General features: G+C 62.4%; 18 protein-coding genes and 1 pseudogene. 6 read left to right on the forward strand and 13 right to left on the reverse strand.

Annotation, left to right across the window (positions count from 1 at the left end; all coding sequences use genetic code 11):
- Positions 1-213: 213 nt before the first annotated feature.
- Both icmH and tssF read right to left on the reverse strand, forming a co-directional pair.
- A complete protein-coding gene (gene icmH / locus ACJA3S_RS10050) occupies positions 214-1,017 on the reverse strand; it encodes a type IVB secretion system protein IcmH/DotU (protein ID WP_406821695.1) in 804 nt (267 codons plus the stop codon).
- Positions 1,018-1,031: 14 nt separating this feature from the next.
- Positions 1,032-2,795 (reverse strand): type VI secretion system baseplate subunit TssF, encoded by a 1,764-nt coding sequence (gene tssF, locus ACJA3S_RS10055; protein ID WP_406821696.1) that lies wholly within the window; start codon positions 2,793-2,795, stop codon positions 1,032-1,034.
- Between the two features lie 290 nt (positions 2,796-3,085).
- On the opposite strand from tssF, the gene tssM reads away from it, so the two are divergent.
- The gene (gene tssM / locus ACJA3S_RS10060) at positions 3,086-6,763 is read left to right on the forward strand and encodes a type VI secretion system membrane subunit TssM (RefSeq protein ID WP_406821697.1); all 3,678 of its coding nucleotides are present in this window, start codon (positions 3,086-3,088) and stop codon (positions 6,761-6,763) included.
- Positions 6,764-6,888: 125 nt separating this feature from the next.
- Here tssM and tssK read toward each other — a convergent pair.
- The 5 genes and pseudogenes from tssK to ACJA3S_RS10085 form a co-directional block, all read right to left on the reverse strand.
- Positions 6,889-7,155, reverse strand: a pseudogene (gene tssK, locus ACJA3S_RS10065) (type VI secretion system baseplate subunit TssK); the annotation flags it as partial.
- A gap of 25 nt (positions 7,156-7,180) precedes the next feature.
- Positions 7,181-7,930 carry a type VI secretion system lipoprotein TssJ gene (gene tssJ / locus ACJA3S_RS10070; protein ID WP_406821698.1) on the reverse strand — a complete coding sequence of 250 codons (750 nt, stop codon included), beginning with the start codon at positions 7,928-7,930 and terminating at the stop codon, positions 7,181-7,183.
- A complete protein-coding gene (locus ACJA3S_RS10075) occupies positions 7,927-8,505 on the reverse strand; it encodes an FHA domain-containing protein (protein ID WP_406821699.1) in 579 nt (192 codons plus the stop codon). Before ACJA3S_RS10075 ends, tssJ begins: the two co-directional genes overlap by 4 nt.
- Positions 8,502-9,512, reverse strand: a complete 1,011-nt coding sequence (tssG, locus tag ACJA3S_RS10080; protein ID WP_406821700.1) for a type VI secretion system baseplate subunit TssG — start codon at positions 9,510-9,512, stop codon at positions 8,502-8,504. The genes ACJA3S_RS10075 and tssG overlap by 4 nt, the downstream gene beginning before the upstream one ends.
- A 645-nt stretch (positions 9,513-10,157) precedes the next feature.
- Positions 10,158-11,474, reverse strand: coding sequence for a hypothetical protein (locus ACJA3S_RS10085; RefSeq protein WP_406821701.1), 1,317 nt, complete (start codon positions 11,472-11,474; stop codon positions 10,158-10,160).
- 206 nt (positions 11,475-11,680) lie between these two features.
- On the opposite strand from ACJA3S_RS10085, the gene ACJA3S_RS10090 reads away from it, so the two are divergent.
- Positions 11,681-12,880, forward strand: coding sequence for a sugar transporter (locus ACJA3S_RS10090; RefSeq protein WP_406821702.1), 1,200 nt, complete (start codon positions 11,681-11,683; stop codon positions 12,878-12,880).
- Between the two features lie 53 nt (positions 12,881-12,933).
- Here the strand turns inward: ACJA3S_RS10090 and ACJA3S_RS10095 are convergent, their stop codons facing one another.
- The 3 genes from ACJA3S_RS10095 to ACJA3S_RS10105 are packed head-to-tail and all read right to left on the reverse strand — an operon-like array spanning position 12,934 to position 15,371.
- Complete coding sequence (locus tag ACJA3S_RS10095) at positions 12,934-13,518, reverse strand: LysE family translocator (protein ID WP_406821703.1); 585 nt, start codon at positions 13,516-13,518, stop codon at positions 12,934-12,936.
- 50 nt (positions 13,519-13,568) lie between these two features.
- A complete protein-coding gene (locus ACJA3S_RS10100) occupies positions 13,569-14,399 on the reverse strand; it encodes an AraC family transcriptional regulator (protein WP_406821704.1) in 831 nt (276 codons plus the stop codon).
- 48 nt (positions 14,400-14,447) lie between these two features.
- Positions 14,448-15,371 (reverse strand): LysR substrate-binding domain-containing protein, encoded by a 924-nt coding sequence (locus tag ACJA3S_RS10105; protein ID WP_406821705.1) that lies wholly within the window; start codon positions 15,369-15,371, stop codon positions 14,448-14,450.
- A gap of 104 nt (positions 15,372-15,475) precedes the next feature.
- Here ACJA3S_RS10105 and nfsB point away from each other — a divergent pair, with 104 nt between their 5' ends.
- The 3 genes from nfsB to ACJA3S_RS10120 all read left to right on the forward strand — a co-directional run bounded on the left by nfsB (position 15,476) and on the right by ACJA3S_RS10120 (position 17,141).
- Positions 15,476-16,129, forward strand: a complete 654-nt coding sequence (gene nfsB, locus ACJA3S_RS10110; protein WP_406821706.1) for an oxygen-insensitive NAD(P)H nitroreductase — start codon at positions 15,476-15,478, stop codon at positions 16,127-16,129.
- Between the two features lie 128 nt (positions 16,130-16,257).
- Positions 16,258-16,707 carry an antitoxin Xre/MbcA/ParS toxin-binding domain-containing protein gene (locus tag ACJA3S_RS10115; RefSeq protein WP_170029329.1) on the forward strand — a complete coding sequence of 150 codons (450 nt, stop codon included), beginning with the start codon at positions 16,258-16,260 and terminating at the stop codon, positions 16,705-16,707.
- Positions 16,704-17,141 carry an RES family NAD+ phosphorylase gene (locus ACJA3S_RS10120; protein WP_406821707.1) on the forward strand — a complete coding sequence of 146 codons (438 nt, stop codon included), beginning with the start codon at positions 16,704-16,706 and terminating at the stop codon, positions 17,139-17,141. Before ACJA3S_RS10115 ends, ACJA3S_RS10120 begins: the two co-directional genes overlap by 4 nt.
- 6 nt (positions 17,142-17,147) lie before the next feature.
- Here ACJA3S_RS10120 and ACJA3S_RS10125 read toward each other — a convergent pair whose 3' ends face one another.
- Together ACJA3S_RS10125 and ACJA3S_RS10130 are read right to left on the reverse strand one after the other, a co-directional pair.
- Positions 17,148-18,302, reverse strand: a complete 1,155-nt coding sequence (locus ACJA3S_RS10125) for a cysteine desulfurase family protein (RefSeq protein ID WP_406821708.1) — start codon at positions 18,300-18,302, stop codon at positions 17,148-17,150.
- Between the two features lie 194 nt (positions 18,303-18,496).
- Positions 18,497-19,423 carry a LysR family transcriptional regulator gene (locus tag ACJA3S_RS10130; RefSeq protein WP_170029332.1) on the reverse strand — a complete coding sequence of 309 codons (927 nt, stop codon included), beginning with the start codon at positions 19,421-19,423 and terminating at the stop codon, positions 18,497-18,499.
- Positions 19,424-19,564: 141 nt separating this feature from the next.
- Between ACJA3S_RS10130 and ACJA3S_RS10135 the strand changes: the two genes are divergently transcribed.
- On the forward strand, positions 19,565-20,794 hold the full coding sequence (locus ACJA3S_RS10135) for an acyl-CoA dehydrogenase (RefSeq protein WP_406821709.1): 1,230 nt from the start codon (positions 19,565-19,567) through the stop codon (positions 20,792-20,794).
- A gap of 88 nt (positions 20,795-20,882) precedes the next feature.
- On the opposite strand, the gene ACJA3S_RS10140 is transcribed toward ACJA3S_RS10135, so the two are convergent.
- Entirely contained in the window at positions 20,883-21,677 is a 795-nt protein-coding gene (locus ACJA3S_RS10140; protein WP_406821710.1) for an OBAP family protein, read from the reverse strand.
- Positions 21,678-21,837 lie beyond the last annotated feature (160 nt).

The raw sequence follows: 21,837 nt of genomic DNA on the forward strand, positions 1-21,837 counted from the left end.
AGGTTCATGAAGCCGAACGCGTTATGGAACGCACGGCGTAAGTGCACTCAAGACCGTAGCGAGGAATCCCTTCCAGGTCGCTGCAGTGGTTTCCTAGAGTTGTGTAGGAAGTTTCGCTAAATGCAGCGCTTATCGTTTTTATGGGTGAAGCCGTACTTGTTGCGCTGATAGGCACAATGACTGCTGAGTCAGGTCAATTCGTTCTGGTGAAAGTTATGGCTGCAACAGCGTTTGCAGCGAAGCCAGAACTTGTTCAGTGATACCGTTGAGCCTGCTGGCGAAGTACATATAGACGGCGGTACAACACACGCCCATGACGGCCCACGGTGTCCACCAGGGCAATTGGCGGTTCATGCGATAGTGGCGGGGCGCCACATTGCTGAAAGGGTCGGTCAACCGTTGTGAGTGGGCTTTGGCGCCGCGTAGTTCCACGATCCGCTTGCGCAGGCGCTCCATCCAGCGTTCCAGCGCCTGGTCGCCATTGGTCTGGTTGGCGTATTTGCCCCGGTAGCCCAATGCCAGGCACCAGAACAGGAACACAAACAGGTCGCGGCGTTTTTCCGGCGCCCCTAGCAGGCGCTCCAGCACATCGAAGAATTTCTCGCCGCCCCAGGTCTCCTGATGGATGGCACTCAGCAGGGACTGGGCCTTCCACGGTGAGTCACGTCCCCAGGGCGTGGCCATCACCGCTTCATCGACCACACAGCACAGGCAGTAGGAAAACACCACGCGGTCGCCCTCATCGCAGTGCTCAAGCTGGCGCACTTCCTCGACCATGCCATGGATCATGGTCTTGACGTGGGCATATAACGGCTCGACGTGCTCGTACTTTTCGGTGCCCTCCAGGCGAGTGACCAAACCGAACAGCGGCGCGGCAATGTCGAGGATGGGATTGCCAGTGTTCGAGCGGGTGTCGAACCCAAGCGCGTCAACCTGTGAGAATAGTTCGTACGGCGGTGGAGACGTTTGGGCGTCGAGGTGGCCCTTTTCGTAGTCTTGCTCAGGCACATTCTTCATGGGGGACCTCCAGGTCACATTACCGGTTGCCGCCCGGTCCGGGCGGGCCATAGCTGGCGGGTGGCATTGGCGGTGTTGACGATCTGCAGTTGATGAAAGGAATTGCTGCTGGCGTACAACGCCATGAAGTGGGACAGCACGTTGCCGAACAGCTGCACCTCGCCCTCGCATTCGAAGCCGTCAGGGTCGATGTGCAGGGTGGTGCGCATGCCGCGTACGGGCAGGCCCTTGATCAGCCAGTCGTAGGGCTCGCTGTGCACTTTCTTGATGGCGCCCAGGCGCTGAGCGGTCTTGCGGGCCTGCTGCAGGTCATGAGCACCAACAAAGTCATATACCCGCAGAACTGAAGCGAGCGCAGCCGGTGAGGACAGCGACAAGTTGTTCAAGGCCAGGTTGGAGATCAGCGCCCAGTGACGCTCACCTTGGCCACCGCTTTGCAGCATCGGCGGGTAGCTGCGAGTGGGTGGGGTCAGGTTGCGATAAGTTATGTACGAGGGTGTGTCCTGGGTGGTCAGGTCGATGTCGCCCACCTTCAGCTGTTGCGCCTGGGCGCCGTTACTGCAGGTCAGCTCGATGTTCAGTTCTTCCTGGTCACCCAGATACGGCACGAGGTTGTGATGCACCACGCCAATCTGGTGTTGCACCTTATCGTTGACCGGCTCCTGTTCGATGTTCAGTTGGTAGTAGAGCGTAGGTAGCCGTTCGCCCAGTGGGAAATCACGGTACAGGGCCTCGAAGCGCTTGAAGTCGCGTACATGGTCCTTGGTCTTCTGCCGCTGGCTGCTGACGTGATCGATGCTGAATATCTCGTCTTTATCGCTGCCTTGGCGGCCCACGTTTACAAGCGCGTGGCTTGCCTTTTCATTGAGTGGAATGGGCTTGGCCTTGCAGGTGAACAGGTTGATGGCGGGAACGCAGTTGAGCAGGATCGTCGTCTGATCGATCTGGATGTCAGGTGGCAGGGGCCTGTTGAAGCGCAATTCCAGCTGGATCTGTTCGGCGGCTTCATCCGGCCAGTAGGCCCCCAGCCCCTCGATGCGAAAGCCATGAAAGCGTTCGGGGAAGCAAAAGAACTCGTGCAGGATGCGGTAGCCGTCCATCTGCTCGCCTGCGCTTGGCAGCAGGGCTTCATCGACCTCGAAACCGACGAAGGTCACGGCGGGTGGCAGTGCGAAGCGGTGTTGGCCGATGTGCAGGTAGAGTTTGTCCAGGTGCCGTGCCAGCCATTGGTACAGGTGCAGCGCGTTGCGGATGCCACCGGCGAGATGGAACTGCAAATGGTCGCACTTCATACGCCGTAGGGGTTGTTCGGACAGGGCGCCCAGGTCGATGCGCACCACGGGGGCTTCGGCACTGGGCTGCGTCGTGATGCTGCGGATCTCCAGCGGTGCGATGGCCAGCTCGGCACACGTGCGGAATTCGCAGCTCACGCCTTCAACCGGCCGGGAATACACCGGCGTGCCTTTGGCCAGCACCTGGGTTTCGCTCAGCGCATGGTCGACCGGCATGAATTGCATCACCGTCATGCTCGGCAGCGGCCGCAGCACATTGGGGTAGAGCAGTTGCAGCAGAGGGTGTGTCAGCTCGGGCAGGTGGTCTTCGAGCTTCATGACCAGGCGAGCGGTCAGGAAGGCGAAGTGTTCCAACACGTGCTCACTTTGCGGGTCCGAAGCGGTGCGCCCGAGAAAAGGCGCCAGGCGCGGCTCGTCTTCGACAAAGTCGTCACCCAGCTCCCGGAGGGTCTGCAGCTCCTGCCTGAACCAATCTTTAAACTTCATGTTTGTTGTTTCGAGCGCTCTATTTAAGGGGGCGAGTCCGACGCAATAAAAATTGATCGGGGCGACTTGTAGGAAACTTCCCACAAGTTCGTGGTTTAAATGCCGTGGTGGTGTGCGGCTATTAATTCTTTATTGCAGATCGCCGTGCGGCGTCTTCAAAAAAAGTGTTAGCGCTTATTTCGTAATGGTAGGCGTTGATAAGTAATTTCGGGTGCTGTTACTGTCTTTTGCCATTCGTGCCTCGAGCGTGCGTCAATTCATCGAAAGTGCAGTCGGTAAGGTTTGCCGCTATGAAAGTGAAAAAGGACAGTCTGCTGCGTGGTTTATCGTTGTTGCAGCGTCAGGCGATGCCCGTAGTTGTTATCGCCACAGTGCTCTGCGTGGCAGTTGCCGTGATCGGGGTATGGTGGTGGGGGCCGCAGTGGCAGTGGCGTGGCCAGCAGCCGCTGGCCGAGCAGCCTGTGCGTATTGCCGCCACCGTGCTGCTGGTGGTGTTACCGCTGCTGGTGTGGAGCGCGTGGGTGCACCGTCGCAATCGCTCGATCATGCGCGAGCAGCAACGGCAGCGGCGTGAGGTGGAGGATCCCTGCCTGGTGTACCTGCAGGCCCAGCAGCGCGCCCTCGACGCCAGCCTGGCTCGCTTGCGCGACAGCCAGGGCGGTCGCGGGCATCGATACGATGTGCCGTGGTATCTCATCCTGGGCGAAGAGAATGCCGGCAAATCGAGCTTTGTCAGCCGCTCGGATCAGCGCTTTGCCCTGACCCGTACCGAGCGCAGTTCGACTCAGCGGACCAGCGCCGATCCAGACCTGGTGTTCGATATCGACTGGTGGGTAGGGGACGATGCGGTGCTGATCGATCCACCCGGTGAGTTCATCAGCCAACCGGAGCGGCCCGTGCCGGTACCCGATCCGCAGCCGTCCCCGGCAACGCTTGAAGACGGTCAGGACGATGCGCCTGCAGCTACAGAGACAGCTGCTCCCGTCGCGCTCAAGCCGGCCGATCCGCCAGGGCTGCCGGCAGGTATCGAGCGCCGACTGTGGTGGCACATGATCGGTTGGTTGGCGCAGAATCGCAGTCGTCGGCCGCTCAATGGCGTGGTTCTGCTGGTGGACATGACCAAGCTGTTCGCGCAAAGCGAAAAAGAGCGTCGTGACCTGGCCTTCGTGCTGCGCGCACGCCTCACGGAGCTGGGTGGCGAGTTAGGCACGCGTCTGCCGCTGTACGTGGTGATGAGCAAGTTCGACCTGCTGGACGGCTTTGAGGAACTGTTTGCCAAGCTGCCGGCACGCGAGCGCGAAGAGGTGCAGGGCTTCACCTTTACGCTGGCGTCGGTGAACGATTTCGACAGCTGGCTGGAGGAACTGGGCGAGGCCTACCAGCACTTCATCGAGCAGCTTGAGGACACGCTGGAGTCGGCCTGCGGTGCAATGCCTCCAGCGGCGCGCAAACGTGCCTACTCGCTGCTCAGGGAGCTGAGTGGTGCCCGCAAGATGTTGCTGAGTTTCCTGGGCGACGTGCTGAGCAGCGATCGATACACCACGCCTGCGTTGGTGCGGGGCGTGTATTTTTCCTCGGTCTACCAGCGCGGAGAGGTACGTAACCTGCTCGCGGATGCCTCCGCCCGTGCTTTTGCCTTCAGCCCGCCAGCACTGTCGACCAAGCAACAAGGCACTTCCGTGGTCTATTTCGCTCAGCAACTGTTGCAACGCGTGGTCTATCCCGAGGCCGGCTTGGCCGGCGACAACCAGCGGGTTGTCGAGCACAAGGTCCGCCTGTTGCGAGGCGGCGCCATCGCCGCGAGCGTGTGCGGGTTGGCCATGGCCGGTGGTTGGCTGTACTTCTACAGCGTCAACCGTGACAAGGCCGAACAGGTGCTGGAGAAAAGCCAGGCGTTCACCAACACCAGCGCCGACGGCAAAGCTGACCTGAGCGGGCGCAACCTGCTGGCACCACTGGATGAGATCCGCGATGCGGTGAGCCTGTACGGTGACTATCGCTCAGGCTGGACCGTGTTCACGGACATGGGCTTGTACCAGGGCAAAGCCATCGGCCCACAGGTGGACCAGGCCTACCTGAATGCATTGGCCCGGCGCTTTCTACCGGCGATTGCGGGTGGCGTGGCGGCGACCATCCAGCAGGCGGCACCCGGTAGTGATGAACAACTGGCCGCCCTGCGCGTGTACCGCATGATCGAGGATCGCGCCAATCGCCGACCAGAACTGGTTGAGCAGTGGATGGCCCGTGAATGGCAAAAGGCTTATCCGGGCCAAGGCCAGTTGCAGGCCGCGCTGATGCGTCATCTGCAGTACGGCCTGGCTTATGCTGATGTTGAGTTGCCTGATTACCAACGTGTGGTCGCGGATGCTCAACAGCAACTGCGCAAGCTACCCCTGGCCCAGCGCGTCTACATCGGCCTGAAACAGCAAGCTGCCCAGCAGTTGCACGGTGCGCTGGACCTGCGCAACGAGATCGGGCCGGCCTTCGATATCGTCTATGTGCCGTTGAACCAGCGCAACTTTCAGGCGGCCGTCGATGGCAGTCTGTCGCTGCCACCGTTGCTCACTGCGCGGGGCTTTCGCGACTACTTCGACCAACACAGCCAGAACGTGGCCGACCTCGCCCTGATCGACCAGTGGGTATTGGGCGAGCGGCGCACCCTCGACTATTCCGAGGTGGACCGCCAGGCCCTGACGGAACGCCTGCGCGCCTTGTACAGCGCAGACTACATCGACAGTTGGCGGCGGGTGCTGAACCAGTTTTCGGTTACAGAGTTCACCGACCTGGCCCATGCGTTGAGTGTGCTGGAGCAGGTCACCGGCCCGGCAGCACCCATGCGGCGATTGTTGGAAACGGTGCGTGGCAACACGCTGATCTACCCTGAACCCGTGGACAACGAGAAGCAGCCACAAGGCAATCCACCAGGTCGCGTACAGGCCATGGGGATTTATCGGTCGTTTGCCGGGCTTTCGGGGATGCTCGATGTGCAGGGCGACAAGCCGTCCTTCCATGACGAAACTCTGCGGGCCGTCAGCGCCGTGTATGACTATGTGAAAGCGGTGCAGGACAACCCGAATCAGGGCAAGGCCGCGCTGGCGGTGGCGCTGACCCGGTTCTCCGAGAAGGAACCCGATCCCATCCGCAACCTGCAGCGCGTCGCCATGGGCTTGCCGGAACCGCTGAACCGGCATGTTCGCCAACTGGCGGACCAGACCTCTCAGGTGTTGATGGTCATGGCACTGCGCGAGCTGGAGCAGCGTTGGGAGGCGGAGGTGTACAGCGTCTACCAGGAGCGCCTGGCTTCACGCTACCCCATTGATCCGGCCGGGCCGGATGTTTCGCTCAAGGACTTCGAAGCGTTTTTTGGTCCGCAGGGGCAGCTCAAACGCTTCCAGGATCAATACCTCACGGTGTTTCTGAAGGACAACCTCAATGCGCTCTATTCCAGCGCCGATGACGGCTATCTGGTCCGACCTGAGGTGATGATGCAACTGAAGCAGGCGGAAGCGATCCGCAACGCGTTCTTCGACAACCGCGGTGAATTGAACGTGAGTTTTGGCCTGGAGCCGGTAGCCATCAGCAGCGGATTGCGAGGCAGCGTCTTTGGTGTGGATGGCCAGCTGCAGGCATTTGCGGACAAGGGTAAAGACCCGCTTGGCATGACCTGGCCAGGCCCTGGCGGGGAGAGTGGGCATAGCCGCGTCACCTTGGTACAGGCAGCGGGTACGACGGTCAGCCTGGGCTACCACGGCCCATGGTCGTTCTACCGCCTGCTCAGTCGCGGTGGATTGAACGCTCGCACGCCAACCAGCGTCGATTTAAGTTTCGGGATTGCCGGTGAGACTGCGCGTTACAAGTTCCACGCGACAGGCGCGAACAATCCTTTCACTCGCCAGCTGTTTGCGGGTTTCGAATTGCCGCAGCGGTTGTTGCGCGAAGGGGTAGCCAACGAAGTGGCAAAGCGCTGACATAGCTCATAAAAGAACAACCCCGATGCCACTACTGGCATCGGCGTTCTTCTTTGACTGCTTCAGCGATTCAGTCCGGCCCGATCGCCCAGAGTTGCATCTCAAGATTCGGGAACTCCCCGGGGAATTTCCTGTGGCGCGGGCGGTGGCATGTCACCGGGAATGTCGAAGACAGTGCCATCGGGCATTACCCCACGGGCGCGGATGATGGCAACCTTGCCGAAGCTCAGGTACTCCGCATTCAATTCCAGTTCGCTGAACCCATAGAACGCATCGTTCAAACTGGACACGCGTTGTTGCAGTGCCGATTCGGCGGCGAAGGCCATCTGCTGGAAGTGCTGGGGTTTGACGAACACGCCTTCTTTCCACAGCACAGCGTTACGTGAAGTCATCGGGTATTCCTTCTTTCAGTAGGCGTTACTGGTTGCGGAGAAATTCGCTGTCCTGACGCAGCTCGACGCCGTTGTTCTCGAAGTGGACGTGCACGGTGTGGCTGTAACCGCGGGGCTTGATGCGTATGGAATCCTTCCACTTGCCGTGAGGATCATCCAGGTGCGCCACGACAGCGATGTAACGCGTACGCTCGTTGATCTCTTCATGTTCAATGAACTTGAAATGGCCCGGCACCAACCGGAAGTCGTCAACGCTGATCAGGGTGCTGCCCAGTGCTTTGTCCAGATCTTCTTCCACTTGCTCATATGTGGCGTCCAGCAACAGGGAGTCGTCCCTGAGTTGCAGTACTTTGAAGGCGATGGAAGAGGGGGCTTGTCGCGGCGCTTGGCCGGCCGGCTCTGGTGCCTCGGAGTGCGCTGCTGTGTAGCTGGCCAACTGGGCAGGCGCACTGGGTGATGTTGGGTAGTTTTGGTGCAGTTGTTCAGCCAGCGCGCCGACCTTGTCAGTTAGCCCAACGGCATCCGTCGCACTGAGGGTCACCGCCAGCCCCGTCGGTTGGTCAGACGGCGGGGCAGGCTCCTCCAGGGTCGTGTTAGCTGAGCTGGCGACAGCAGGTGGATCAGCGGCATATAGACTGAGCCCCACATGGCTGATGTCGTTGGTAGGGCCGCCGACAGGCAGCGTCGGGTCCCTGATCACCTGGTATGCCTTGCTGATCGAGGTACAGCCGCTGAGTGCCAGACAGGCCAGGACCACACCGATGCGCTTGTTCATCGCATCTCCCTGCCGAAGATCTCGGCGATGGTGGGGTCAATGCGGGATTGCGCCACACGGTCCAGATACGCTTGGGGATCGAGCTCATCTGTATGCACGGGCTCTGAGGGGAGGCACAGACTCATTGCATCGATAGCCGGTTCGCCGAGAACCTGCAGTGGGCACAAACGCTGTGTGGCCTGCAGGGGTGAAAGCGGATTGTGGGCAGAATGAAGCTCCAGCCGTTCCTCTGCCTCGTCCTCATTGCCCAAGCGGATGGCAATCTGGTAATCGCCGATCTGCAGCCTGTCGTTGTGCCTGAGGCGTATAGGTGTGCCTGATAGCAGTGCGGTGTCACTGCCGTTCATGAAGCTCTTGCTGCTGTGGTCGATGAGGCAGAAATGGCCTTCATGCCAGCGGATCTCGCAGTGCACCGGCAGGATGCGCGCCTCACGATCATGCAGCTGCCAGGTCGCTTGCGTGCCAAGGGTGCCGCCTGCCTTGTCGAAGCGGTACTGCGGCTCGCTGCCATGCAGGAGTGTTTTCGGGTTGAGGACGGCCAGGGTAAGACTGGGGGAGAGATCATCTGTACTCATGCGCGTACCGTGATGCGAACAGGGGGAGGTGTGGGGTCATTGCGGTCAGCTAAAAAGCTGGTCCAGCCGAGGTGGGTGCCATGCTCGGCTCTGAGGCTGAAGGGCGGTGCCTCTTCGGCACGCATGCGTAATTCCAGGTCATACGCTCCGACATCGCGCAGCAGAAACTCCACAAGCCGGGCCAGTCGGTGGTAGTTGTCACCGCTGGGCAGGAACTCGCGAAACTGCTGTTGGTCAAGCCCCGCGATCACGATGGTGAACTTGCTGCTACGTGACACGGTGCTGCCGCCCACCAGGAAGTTGTCATTGAGCGTGCAATTGCGCGAACCCAAGCCATTGCGCTGAGACTGCGGTATCTGCACGACGCGTTTCTCGAACTCACGGATCGTCACGTCCCGAAGATCGAAGCAGTGCGCGATCATGCCAGCCACCATGCCCGGTGATCGGCTGCGGCTGGCAATCATCCCCACGAAGCTCAGCAACCGGCTCCAGGGCAAGGCGGTCGCCCCGCGCAACGCCGCGTCATCCAGGCCGATCATGGCGAAGATGTAACGAGAGAAACCGTCTGTGGCGCCCGGTTGGAAGCGCCGGTAATAGCGGTACTTGCGCCACCCCTGATGCAGGAGGGTATGTAGGCGATGATTGAAGAAGTTGAAGTAGGCCGGGCGTACACCGATGCTCTGCGCATGCTCATAGGCCACTTCGTCAAGGTAATAGCTGGGCAGCGGCGAATCGGTGCCATGCAAGCCCAGGAAGGTGGCTTGAATGCTGTAGCGATCGCCCCCAATGCGTTCAGCACTGAGGACATCGGCGACGGGGAATGACAGTTTCGGAGAGACCTCCAGCCGCAAGCGTCTTCGGGTTTCGCGGGAGAGGGGGCGTTGCTCAAGATCATCGCTGTGTACCTGGTACATCAACTCCAGAAGCTGGAAGTACGAGTACTGATGGGCCTCAGGCAACATACGGTCCACAGCATCCTGGACTTTATTTGCTGATTCATCGTCCATGTCAAATCCTCAGGGAGTGGTGTGGTTTCTATATGTAAGACGTGTTTGTAAGAATAATTACCAGTCGGTAGGCATTGATTAAACAAATGGCTCGGCGGTAGTTTCGCTAAAAAGAAAACCATGCAATGAGGAAGGGCTTCCGGTCGAGGCGCGAAGTGTAAGCAGATGTTTGCAGGAAGTTGGTCACCACGCTATCGCGCAGTTCACAGCTTTTTCCTGTGCTAGGTAAGTCGTGTGCTTGGGATGTTCGGTCGTGTTGGTTGCTGCTGTTCATTCTGCGTGATGCGGAGGGGCAATATAGAACTCCGAGTTGCCTGCTCGATCACTGCGAGCTCAATGACTAGCGACCCTGACCAAACACTGAGAACAGCTTGTGCAGCCATTGAACTACGCCGCGCAGTAGAGCGACTGCGTTCGGATCGCCAGGGGGCGATAGTGACAAGTCCAGGAGTGGGTTTGCTTTATGACACGCTTGTCGTAGCTTCTCGCTCAACGTTGAAAATAAAACGCTCAACCTCAGCCATGACGCCGAGGTCAGCGTGAAGTGGTGCCCTTGGAGAGTGAGCTTCTACCGAGCCTGGCTCAGATTTTCAGCGGCATTTGTGAAACACCACACTGGTCCCGATGGGAGCGGGGCACCTGCGGTTACCAGGCCATCGGCCTGTCCCAGCCCTTCCAGAACAACCAGCGCCGCACTTCACCATGGTCCCCGGTGCCGATCTGCCAGGCTGGCCGCTGGCTGTCCAGCGCAATCAGCGAAACGAACCCGGCATGGCTGGCCGCCACCAGCGTCCGCCCATCGGCACTGACATCCAGCGCGCTGATGGTCGAGCCCAGGTAATGCTGCCAATGCTCCACGCCATCTTCACCAAACGCCCGCAGGTAGCCATAGGCATCGCCGACGATGTATTCGCCGTCACGCGCCACGGCGGCATACACCCGTGCACCATCCTGCACCTGCGGGGTACGCGGGTCCTGGCTGTAGTAATCGGTATCCAGCCCCGGCAGGTCGGCCACCCTGACCGCTAGCGTGGCACCGCTGTAGAAGTGGCAGGCGTTGAGTATCAACTGGTCCCCGGTGCGGTTGAACAGGGCGAAGTGCGGGTATTCGCTGGCCGGCCCGATCGCGGCCACGGGCCTGAGCTGGTCGTCCAGTACCAGGTGGCGGCTGCCCTGCTCACCGACCGCGATCAAGCGGCCATCCGCCGACACCGCACCGTGCTCCATGCTCAGCCCCAGGCTGATGTCGTCCGGGTCGGTGCCCTCGGCCAGCTCATCGAGTATCCGTGCCTGCTGCGGCAGCAGCCGGGTCGCACCCTGGCAGGTGAGCAGGAAAATACCTTCGGCACTTACCAGCAGTACCCGCTGGCCATCCGGAAAGGGGATCAGTGCGGAGGGAGTGGGTGGCAACTCGAACGGCTCGAACGGGTAACCTGCCGGCAACCCCTCCAGCCCCGTCGGCCAGGCCAGCCGCTGTACCTGTGGGCCGCCCCAGCCATCAGTGACGCGTATGCCTTCGGCATTGGCCAGCGCGAAGTAGCGACGCCCAGGGCAGCGGCCGAAATATTCGACGCCGATCACCGGCGTTACGCCGAAGTTGTCGATATGTACGACCTGGCCTTTTTCATAGGGCATGCCGATGCGCGCCAGCAGGCTGCCGTCATCCAGCAGCAGGACACTGCTGATACCCTGGCCGTGGGTATCGAGCAACGGCAGCAAGGGATGGTGCGCAGGCGGCCAGGCCTCGCGGAAGGCCTGGCGCTGCTGGTCATCAACGCCGGAGCGGTTGGCCGCTTGCAAGGCTGCCAGCCAGGCCTCGAGCAAATGCTCGGTCGCGGCGGCCTGCGGTGCTTCGAGGTGGTCCCAGCCGTGCGCGCGGCCCTGCGCGACGTAGTCGTTGACGGCCTGGGCATAGGCGGTGACCGCCTGTTGCCATTGTTGCTGGGGAGGCTGCTTGTCCATGCGCGGGTCGGGCTCCAAGTTGCATATACGTTTCACACAAAGCGCGCATGGTACTCCTTCTGCCCGATGCGCGGTTGTGAGGCCTGGGTGTGACGCGTACCATGCCGGGCATTCCTTCCAATAACAAAGCGTACGTCGACACCCAGTGCAACCGGGTGGCTGGCGCGCGGTCTGTTGCCTTGTCTGCGGAGAACCGGTTGCAACCCATGAATGGACCCATACCCACCCACATGCCCCCTACGGCCGGCAGCGGCAGCTGGCTGAGCGTGATTGCCTTGGCCCTGGCGGCGTTCATCTTCAATACCACCGAGTTCGTCCCGGTGGCGCTGCTCAGCGACATTGGCCGCAGCTTCGCCATGAGCACCGCCCAGGTCGGCCTGATGCTGACGATCTACGCCTGGGTGGTGGCGCTGGCCTCGTTGCCGATGATGCTGCTGACGCGCAACATCGAGCGGCGGCGCCTGTTGCTGCTCGTGTTCCTGGTGTTCATTGTCAGCCACCTGCTGTCGTGGCTGGCACAGAGCTTTGCCATGTTGCTGGTCAGCCGTATCGGCATCGCCCTGGCGCATGCGGTGTTCTGGGCCATCACCGCCTCGCTGGCGGTGCGTGTGGCACCGCCGGGCCAGCAGGCCAAGGCACTGGGCCTGTTGGCCACCGGCACTACCCTGGCCATGGTCCTGGGCATCCCACTGGGCCGGGTGGTAGGGGAGGCGCTGGGCTGGCGCATCACGTTCCTGAGCATTGCCGTGGTGGCGCTGGCGACCATGCTCTGCTTGATGAAATCGCTGCCGCTGTTGCCCAGCCAGAACTCCGGCTCGCTGCGCAGCCTGCCGATCCTGTTCAAGCGCCCGGCGCTGGTGATCACCTATGTGCTGGTGACGTTGGTGATTACCGCGCAGTTCACGGCCTACAGCTACATCGAACCGTTCGCCTTGCATGTGGCGCAGATTGGCGGTGAACGCACCACCTTGCTATTGCTGCTGTTCGGTGGCGCCGGGGTATTTGGCTCGTTGCTGTTCAGCCGCTACAGCGAGCGCTTCCCGCATGGCTTCCTGGTCGGTTCGATCGGCCTGCTGGCGGCTTGCCTGCTGCTGCTGTTGCCGCTGTCGGGCAACTTTTATGCGTTCGCTGCGCTGAGCATGTTCTGGGGCGTGGCCATTCTCAGTTTCAGCCTGTCGCTGCAGTCGAAGACCTTGAAGCTGGCGTCCGATGCCACCGACGTGGCCATGGCGTTGTTCTCGGGTATCTACAACATCGGCATCGGCGGTGGCGCATTGCTCGGCAGTATCGTCAGTAGCCAGCTGGACGTGGCCTACATCGGCCTGGTGGGCGGAAGCGTGGCGGTGCTTGGGTTGCTGCTGGCGGTTGCCAGTACCGCGCGGTTCCGCGAGGCACTGACACACTGACCTGACCCTGGCAGGCACTCCTGCAGGTACCTGGGCGCGAGGGCGCAGACAGCTCAGCCCAGCACGGCAGCCCATGCAGACACCAGCAGCACCACGGCCAGCACCTGGTTGAACAGCCGCCACCGCTGCGGCGCCTGCAGCCAGAGCGCGCTGCCGGCCCCCAGCAGCGCCCAGGCTGCCATGCACGGCAAGGCGATCAGCAGGAACACCAGCGCCAGTTGCCACACCGGCAGCGACGGTGCGGCAAATACCCCGACCACAGCCACGGCCATCAGCCACACCTTGGGGTTCACCACCTGCAACGCGGCCGCACTGAGCGCACTGAAACCTTGCCCTGTGGCTGCCTGCAGCGGGGCGCCTGCACTGCGCAGCATCTTCCACGCCAGCCAGCTCAACCACAGCACCCCGGCCCAGCCCATCAACTGCTGGGCCAGCGGGTGGCGCAGCAGCAGCTCACCCAGCCCCAGGCCGACCATCAGCACGATCGCGGCGGCTGCGCCACAGGCCGCTACTACCGGCGCCAGGCTCGCGTGCAGGCCAGCACGGGCGCCATGCGCAAGGATCAACAGGTTGGTTGGCCCAGGGCTGATGCTGGACACCAGGGCGAACAGGATGAAAGGCAACAGCGACTGCGACATGGTCAATGGCTCCGGATGAACGAAGCACCATGTTGGCTGGCTGCCGCCATTCAGTCTGGAAGGTTTGAGCAGCGCTTGCGGTAGTCGGCTGGGGTCAGCTGGTAGGCACGGCGGAACCAGCGCCCCAGGTGGCTCTGGTCGGCAAAGCCCAGGGCCATGGCCACCTCGGTGGGTGTCTGGCCCTCGGCGAGCAGGCGCCGCGCGCGAGCCAGGCGCAGCTGGATCAGGTAGGCGTGCGGCGCCAGGCCATATGCGGCCTTGAACGCGCGGGTCAGGCGGAAGCGGTCGATGCCACAGGCCTGGGCCAGGTCTTCGAGGCCAATGTCGCATGCCAGGTGGGCGTGCAGGTAATCCCGCGCTCGCTGGGCGGTCAGCGGCAGGCGCGGGTCGGGGTTGATGCGCCGGCGCCAATGCAGGTGGCGAGTCAGGCAAGCCAGCAGGTCGTCCATGGCGGTCTGGCGCACAATCCGCCAGGCCTGCTGGTGCACGGCCCGGAAGGCGAGGGCGGTAGCGCGGGACAGGTGCTCGTCCTGGCACAGGGTATCGGCAAAGCTGGGCAGGCTGTCGCCTGGCACGTGCTCGAACAGCGCCCGCAGTTGCTGGTCGAGCCAGGCGGGCTGCAGGTACAGCGTCGAATAGGTGAAACCTTCCGCGGTCGGTGCCAGGCCGTCATGGATGTCGCCGGGCTCGAGCAGGAACACCTGCCCCGGTGTACTGCGATGGCGTACCCGGCGGCAGTTGAACTGCTGCACCCCCTGTTCGGTCACGCCGACCAGGAAGCTGTCGTGCCAGTGCGGGTCGTAGGCATGCCCGACGAAATGCGCGCGGACCGACTCGATGCCGGTGTCGGCGTCCTGTTTAAGGTCGATCCAGTTACTCATTGGTGGCGTACCCGGGCGGAAATCGCCACCTTAGCGTAAAGGCCTGGCTCAGTCTGGAACGATTGTGCAACCGTTGCTCAGCGCCCGTGTGCGCAGGGCCTCGAAGCGTTCGCGCAGCCACACATGCAGTTGCCTGATCGCGGGCGTGAGTTGCTTGCGGTGCGGGCATACCAGGGTGACCGGGGCAGCCTCACCGAGGTGCTCGGGCAGGATGATTTCCAGTTCGCCGGCTACCACGTTGGCGCTCACATCCAGCCACGACTTGTAGACGATGCCTTCGCCTTGCAAGGCCAGGCGGCGGATCACATCGGCATCATCGCTGACCAGCGGTCCGCGCACCTGCACGGTACGGTTGCCCACCCGCCATTTGTCGTAGACCCGATTGTGCTGCATGTACAGCAGGCAGGCGTGCTGTTGCAGGGCTTCAGGCGTGAGTGGGCGGCCGTGGCGGGCGAGGTAGTCGGGCGAGGCGACCAGCACCCGGCGGTTCCAGTCGGCCAGGGGCAGGGCAATGTAGTTGGCGTCCTGGTTGAGGCCGTAGCGGATAGCCACGTCCACCGGGTCGCGGTTGAGGTCGGCAATCTGGTCGGACAGGAAGAAGCGCAGGTGCAGCGCCGGATGCTCGCGGCGAAAGGCGCTCAGCCACGGCAGCAGCATGTTGCGGCCCAGGTCTGAAGGTGCCGACACCTGCAGGACGCCACGCAGCACGCTGGAGTTGCCATGCAAGTCTTCGCGGCCCTGGCGCAGGCTTTCCAGCACATTCACTGCGGTCGGCAGATACAGCTCGCCTTCGGCGGTCAGGCGCAGGCTGCGGGTGGTGCGGGCGAACAGGCGCACATCGAGGTCGCGTTCCAGGCGCTTGATCGCGGCGGCCACCTGGCCGGGCAGCAGGTCGGCCTCATGGGCGGCGGCAGTGAAGCTGCCCAGCACGCTGCTGCGGACAAACAGTTCGAGGTCGGTGATGCGCAGCATTTTCACTCCCGGAATTAAAGTGTTGTTACATTGTGCCGGTTTTTCTTTTTTACCGGGAAGATAGGATTGCCGGCACACCCCCGTTCGATTTCAGGAGTTGCTGCATGGATACCGTCTCGCTGGCCAAGCGCCGCTACACCACCAAAGCCTACGACGCCTCGCGCCGCATTCCCCAGGCCACCGTCGATGCCCTGCTCGAACAACTGCGCCACAGCCCGTCGTCGGTCAACTCGCAGCCGTGGCATTTCATCGTCGCCGACACGGCCGAAGGCAAGGCCCGTCTGGCCAAGAGCACTGCCGAGCGCTATGCCTACAATTCGCCGAAGATCCTCGATGCGTCGCATGTGATCGTGTTCTGTACCCGCACCGAAATGACCGAGGCTCACCTGAACGCCCTGCTCGAGCAGGAAGCTGCCGATGGCCGTTTCCGCGATGAGCAGGCGCGCGCCGCGCAGAACCAGAGCCGCCGCCATTACGTCGACCTGCACCGTTTTGACCAGAAAGACCTGCAGCACTGGATGGAAAAGCAGACCTACCTGGCGTTCGGTACGGCCATGCTGGGGGCTGCGGCCCATGGCCTGGACGCGACACCGATCGAGGGCTTCGACAGCAAGATCCTCGATGCCGAACTGGGCCTGCGCGAGCGTGGCTTCACCAGCGTGGTGATCCTCAGCCTGGGCTATCGCAGCGAGACGGATTTCAATGCCGGGCTGAACAAGTCGCGCTTGCCGGCTGCGCAGGTGTTCACCTTCCTGTGACATCGCCGGGGCCGCTCTGCGGCCCCGGCAATCCATCAAGGTCACGCGCTCGACCGCTCGGCATGCTGGTTGGCAAGTTTCCGGCAAATACCGCATACTTGTCGGCAAATGCCGGAAAGGAGCTTGCCATGCTTGCCGAAGTGCTTCGCGACAACGGTTACCACGAGTACCGGGCGCGCCTGCATGCGCTGCTGGAAATCCCCGAGCTTGCCAGTGATTTCGAGATCCACACGCGCATTACCCATGGGTTTGCCGCCACCTGGCTGGTAAAGCTGACCGAGCTCGGCGTATTCACGCCAGTGGAGCGCGACCAGATCATTCCGCTGCGCACCTTGAAGTCCCGCATCGAGCGTGACCAGCCGCTGACCGTCGAGGAAAGCGACCGGCTGTTCCGCTCGGCGCATATCACCGCCATGGCCGAAGCCGTGTTCGGCGACGCGGCCAAGGCCAAGCGCTGGCTGTCCAAGCCCAAGGAACGCTTCTCGGGGCTGACGCCAATGCAGATGCTCACTACCCAGCAAGGCACCACCCAGGTCGAGGAGATGCTGCTGCAGATCGCTGAAGGCTTCGGCTTGTGATCCTGTGGCGGATCAGCGCCTACGCGGACCTGAGCGGAACCGGCGGTTTGCGTGTCAGCGGCCGCTGGCACCAGGCCGGTCGGCCGGTGGTCTATGCTGCCACCAGCCCTGCCGGGGCCATGCTCGAGGTGTTGGTGCACCTGGAGATCGACCCCGAGGATTTCCCCACCACCATGCGCTTGCTGCGCATCGAGTTGCCTGACACGGTATCGCAAGCGCAACTGCCAGCCTTGCAGCCCGGTTGGTCAACGCAGACCGAACTTACCCGCGGCCTGGGCAACCGCTTCCTCGATGACTGTTCGGCATTGCTGCTGCCGGTGCCCAGCGCGATCATGCCCAGAACTACCAATTACCTGTTCAACCCGCGGCACCCGCAGGCGCACAGTGCCAGGCTCGACGTCGAGGACTTCACCCCGGACAGCCGGCTGTTCTAGGCGGGTTTACCAGAATGCCGCCGAAGCCGCTGCCAGCACCCTGGCAAATACTTTGATCGCTGTGTCCACTTCAGCCTCGGTGCTGAAGCGGCCGATGCTCAGGCGCACGCTGTTGCGTGCCCGGTTTTCGTCCAGTCCCAATGCCAGCAGCACGTGCGAGGCCGCCTTGCTTGCCGAATTGCAGGCAGAGGTGGTGGACAATGCCAACTCGCTGGCCAGTGCGGCACTGTTGAAAGCCGGGTTGTCGATACACAGGTTCAGCGTATGCGGAATGCGCTGCCGGGCGCAGCCATTGAGGGTAATGCCAGGCAGCGCCAGCAGGCCTTCGCGCAGGCGCCCGGCCAGCTGCTCGAGGCGCTGGTACTCGCAATCGCCGGGCTGGCCGGCCAAGGCAAAGGCGCTGCCCATGCCGACGATCTGGTGGGTCGCCAGGGTGCCGGAGCGCAACCCCTGCTCATGCCCGCCGCCGTGCATTTGCGCGCACATCAGCGGGCGCGCGCGCGGCCCGACGTAGAGCGCACCGATCCCTTTGGGGCCATACACTTTGTGCGCCGAGAACGACATCAGGTCCACGGCCATCGCACTCAGGTCTATGGCCAGCTTGCCCACCGCCTGCGCTGCATCCACGTGCAGCAGGGCACCGTGGGCGCGCACCTGTTGGCCAATCGCGGCAACGTCAGTGAGCGTACCCAGCTCATTGTTGACCGCCATCAGCGACACCAGGCGCGTGTCGGCACGCAACGCTGCCTGCACCGCTGCAGGTTGGATCAGGCCGGCGGCATCCGCCGCCAGGCGGGTAACGGCCCAGCCCTGGCGCTCCAGTTCGGCCACGGTGTCGAGCACGGCCTTGTGTTCCAGCTGGCTGGTGATCAGGTGCCCGGGCTGGCCGAGGCCTTGGGCGATGCCCTTGAGCGCCAGGTTGTTGGACTCGGTCGCGCCTGACGTCCAGACCAATGCGTCAGCCTGCGCGCCGACGCGCTCGGCGACTTGCTGACGGGCTTGCTCGACAGCCTGGCGGGCAGCCTGGCCGAAGGCATGGCCAGTGGATGCCGGGTTGCCGAAGTTGGCCTGGCTGCCGAGGCAGGCGAGCATGGTTTCGATGACCCGGTCGTCGACCGGAGTGGTGGCGGCGTAGTCGAAGTAGAGCGGGGCGCTAGGCATTGGGCGGGTCCGTGTCTGCTGCCGTGGAATCGGCGATCGTTGGAGCAAGCGTACCCGCCAGGTAGGTGATGGTTTTCGCTTCTTTGCAGCTTTTTTCCGAATGTTCAAACAGAAAATTCTAGCTGCTGCTGAATATGTGGAAAATTTTTCTCTTGCTGCGTCAGATATTCATCCAACACCAATCAGCTACCCCTTCAGGCCGGTGCCAGCGCCTTCTCTTCCTCGGCGACGACGCGCTCGCACAACTCGGTGATCTGTTCGCGCATCCAGCGGTTGGCCGGGTCCTGGTCGGTGCTTTCGTGCCAGTACAGGTGGGTCTCCAGCGCCGGTACTTCCACTGGCAGTGGCTGGTAGCGCAACTGATGGCGGCGGGCGAAGCGCTCGGGCACGGTCATTGCCATGTCGGTTTGCTGCAGCACCTGCGAGGCCATCAGGTAATGCTGCGAGCGCAAGGCAACCTTGCGCTGCACGCCCATCTTGCCCAGGGCCAGGTCGACATAGCCCAGGCCGTTGCGGCGGCTGGAGATATGGATATGGGTCATGCCCAGGTAGCTTTCGAGGGTCAGCTTGCTGTCTGCCAATGGATGGCCCTGGCGCAAGGCGCAGACATAGCGGTCTTGCATCAGTTTGATGTGGCGTACTTGCGGGTCGGTATTCAACGGCGCGTCGATGGCGAAGTCCAGGCGCCCGGCGGCCAGTTCCTTGGTGGTCTCGCGGCGCTTGCACAGGAAGCTTTCGATCAGCACCGCCGGTGCCAGGCGGCGCAGGCGCTGGAACAGCGGCGGCAGGATGACCGCCTCGGTCAGGTCGGTCATGCTGATGCGGAAGGTCTTGTTGGCCTGTTGCGGGTTGAAGATGCGGCTTTCCTGCACCGAAGTGCGCAGCAGCGCCAGGGCGTTGCGCACCGGGCCGATGATGTTCTGCGCCATGGGTGTAGGCACCATGCCTTGCGCGGTGCGCACGAACAGCGGGTCGTTGAAGGTTTCGCGCAGCCGCGACAGGGCGTTGGACACCGCTGGCTGGGTGATGCCGACAATCTGCCCGGCGCGGGTCAGGTTGGCTTCGGTGTAGATCGCATCGAACACGATGAACAGGTTGAGGTCGACCTTGCTGAGGTTCATGGGCGCCGCTCTTTGTTGGAATTATCGGCCGATCATATATCGGTTATGAATGTTTATACACGGGGAAAATAGACTAGGTGGATGGGGGCATGCTGCTCTAGGCTCTGCCCCATGTATTTTGAACCGTGAAGGTAGCCCCCGATGGATTTCGCCTATTCGCCCAAGGTCCAGGCACTGCGTGAGCGCGTCAGCGCGTTCATGGACGCCTATGTCTATCCCGCCGAGGCAGTATTCGAGCGGCAGGTTGCCGAGGGCGACCGCTGGCAGCCCACTGCAATCATGGAGGAGCTCAAGGCCAGGGCTCGCGCCGAGGGGCTGTGGAACCTGTTTCTACCTGAATCGGAATATGGCGCCGGGCTTGGCAACCTGGAATATGCCCCGCTGGCAGAGATCATGGGCCGCTCGTTGCTCGGGCCAGAGCCGTTCAACTGTTCGGCACCGGACACCGGCAACATGGAAGTGCTGGTGCGTTATGGCAGCGATGCGCAGAAGCGCCAGTGGCTGGAGCCGCTGTTGCGCGGCGAGATCCGTTCGGCATTCGCCATGACCGAACCGGACGTGGCGTCCTCGGACGCTACCAACATGGCGGCCACGGCTGTGCGTGACGGTGACGAATGGGTGATCAATGGCCGCAAGTGGTGGACTTCGGGCGCCTGCGATCCGCGCTGCAAGGTAATGATCTTCATGGGCCTGTCCGACCCGCAGGGGCCACGCCACCAGCAGCATTCGATGGTGCTGGTGCCCACCGATGCGCCCGGGGTGAAGATCGTCCGGCCGCTGCCGGTGTTCGGCTATGACGACGCGCCCCACGGCCACGCCGAAGTGCTCTTCGAAAACGTGCGGGTGCCGTACGAGAACGTCATCCTCGGCGAAGGCCGCGGCTTCGAGATTGCCCAGGGCCGGCTTGGCCCGGGCCGGATCCACCATTGCATGCGCTCGATCGGCATGGCCGAACGTGCACTGGAACTGATGTGCAAGCGCGCGGTGGAGCGCACCGCGTTCGGCCAGCCACTGGCGCGACTGGGTGGCAACGTCGACAAGATTGCCGACTCGCGCATGGAAATCGACATGGCCCGGCTGCTGACGCTGAAAGCGGCGTACATGATGGACACGGTCGGCAACAAGGTGGCTCGCAGCGAGATTGCCCAGATCAAGGTCGTCGCCCCGAACGTAGCGTTGAAAGTGATCGACCGGGCGATCCAGATCCATGGCGGGGCAGGCGTGAGCGGTGACTTCCCGCTGGCCTACATGTATGCCATGCAGCGTACCCTGCGCCTGGCCGATGGGCCGGACGAGGTGCATCGTGCGGCGATTGGCAAGTATGAAATCGGCAAGCACATGCCGACGCGCAAGGGGCATGGCGAGCGATGATCTCGCCCGCCAGTGTCGCCCGCTGCCACAGGCGGGGCGCAGCGACACCGGTGGCAGCCGGCTTTTCGCCAACAAGCACGTAGCCAGGCTAGCGGCTGGAACGGCTGTTGGTGTCTTCCGGTGTCGCCTTGGTGGGGCGGTGGAGGTGGTCGCCGGTCGGGCCGACGAGCTGGATCACATCGCCCCGTTGCCAGCCATTGGCCTGCGGGTCTGGCGTGGGTATCGCGATGTCGGCCCGTTGCGCCTTGCTCTTGGCCGTATCGATGCCCAGGCGCCGGTTGCGTTGCTCGACCATCGTCGGGTTGGCCTGGCCATCGGCGGTAAAGCCCATCATCAATTGCGGGACGCCGAGCGGCAGCGCCTTGTCCTGGTCGGTGTGCCAGGTATGCCAGGTTTTCCCGTAGGTATGCGCCAGGCGTTGCATCAGCGCATGTTCTGCCGCTGCGGGGATGCCTGGTGCAACCAACTGGCCAGACGATACTTCATAGCCATGGCTGTGCCACATGGCTTTCTCCTTTGCCGGCAACTGGGCGAACAGCTTCTGGTCGATGATGTACTCGATGCCCATGATCTTGGCGCTAGGGGTATTGCCGTCGTAGATCACGCACTGGATGACATCCTCGTTCAACAGCGAGCAGTAATGGTGGGCCTCCATCTGAATATCGGGGTGGCCGTTGTAGAAGTGGAAGCCATCCAGATAGGCATTCAGCGCTTCGATGGGGGGCTTGTCCTGCAACAGCGCTGCGCCTGCCTCCAGCAGTTTGGTGGTTCCGGACTCGGGGTTTCCGGGGGCTTCGACAGGCGATACTGTTCGGGGCGTCGAGCAGCCCCAGAGGGCGAGACAGGCGACTGAAAGGCTCAGGCAGCAGGTGATGAACTTCATGTAAGCGGTCTCCATGGGGTGTGGGCAGAAGACCGCCAGTTGGTGCATAACATTGAATTTACGGGACGGGCGGTACTGCTGGTGCATTGGCCTGGAACTTAGTCCTCGCCTGGTTGCACTAATTCGTTGTCAACTGCGAAAACCCAGGCCGTCCCGAGAA

Source organism: Pseudomonas sp. KnCO4 (assembly GCF_045344305.1).
GTDB lineage: Bacteria > Pseudomonadota > Gammaproteobacteria > Pseudomonadales > Pseudomonadaceae > Aquipseudomonas > Aquipseudomonas anuradhapurensis.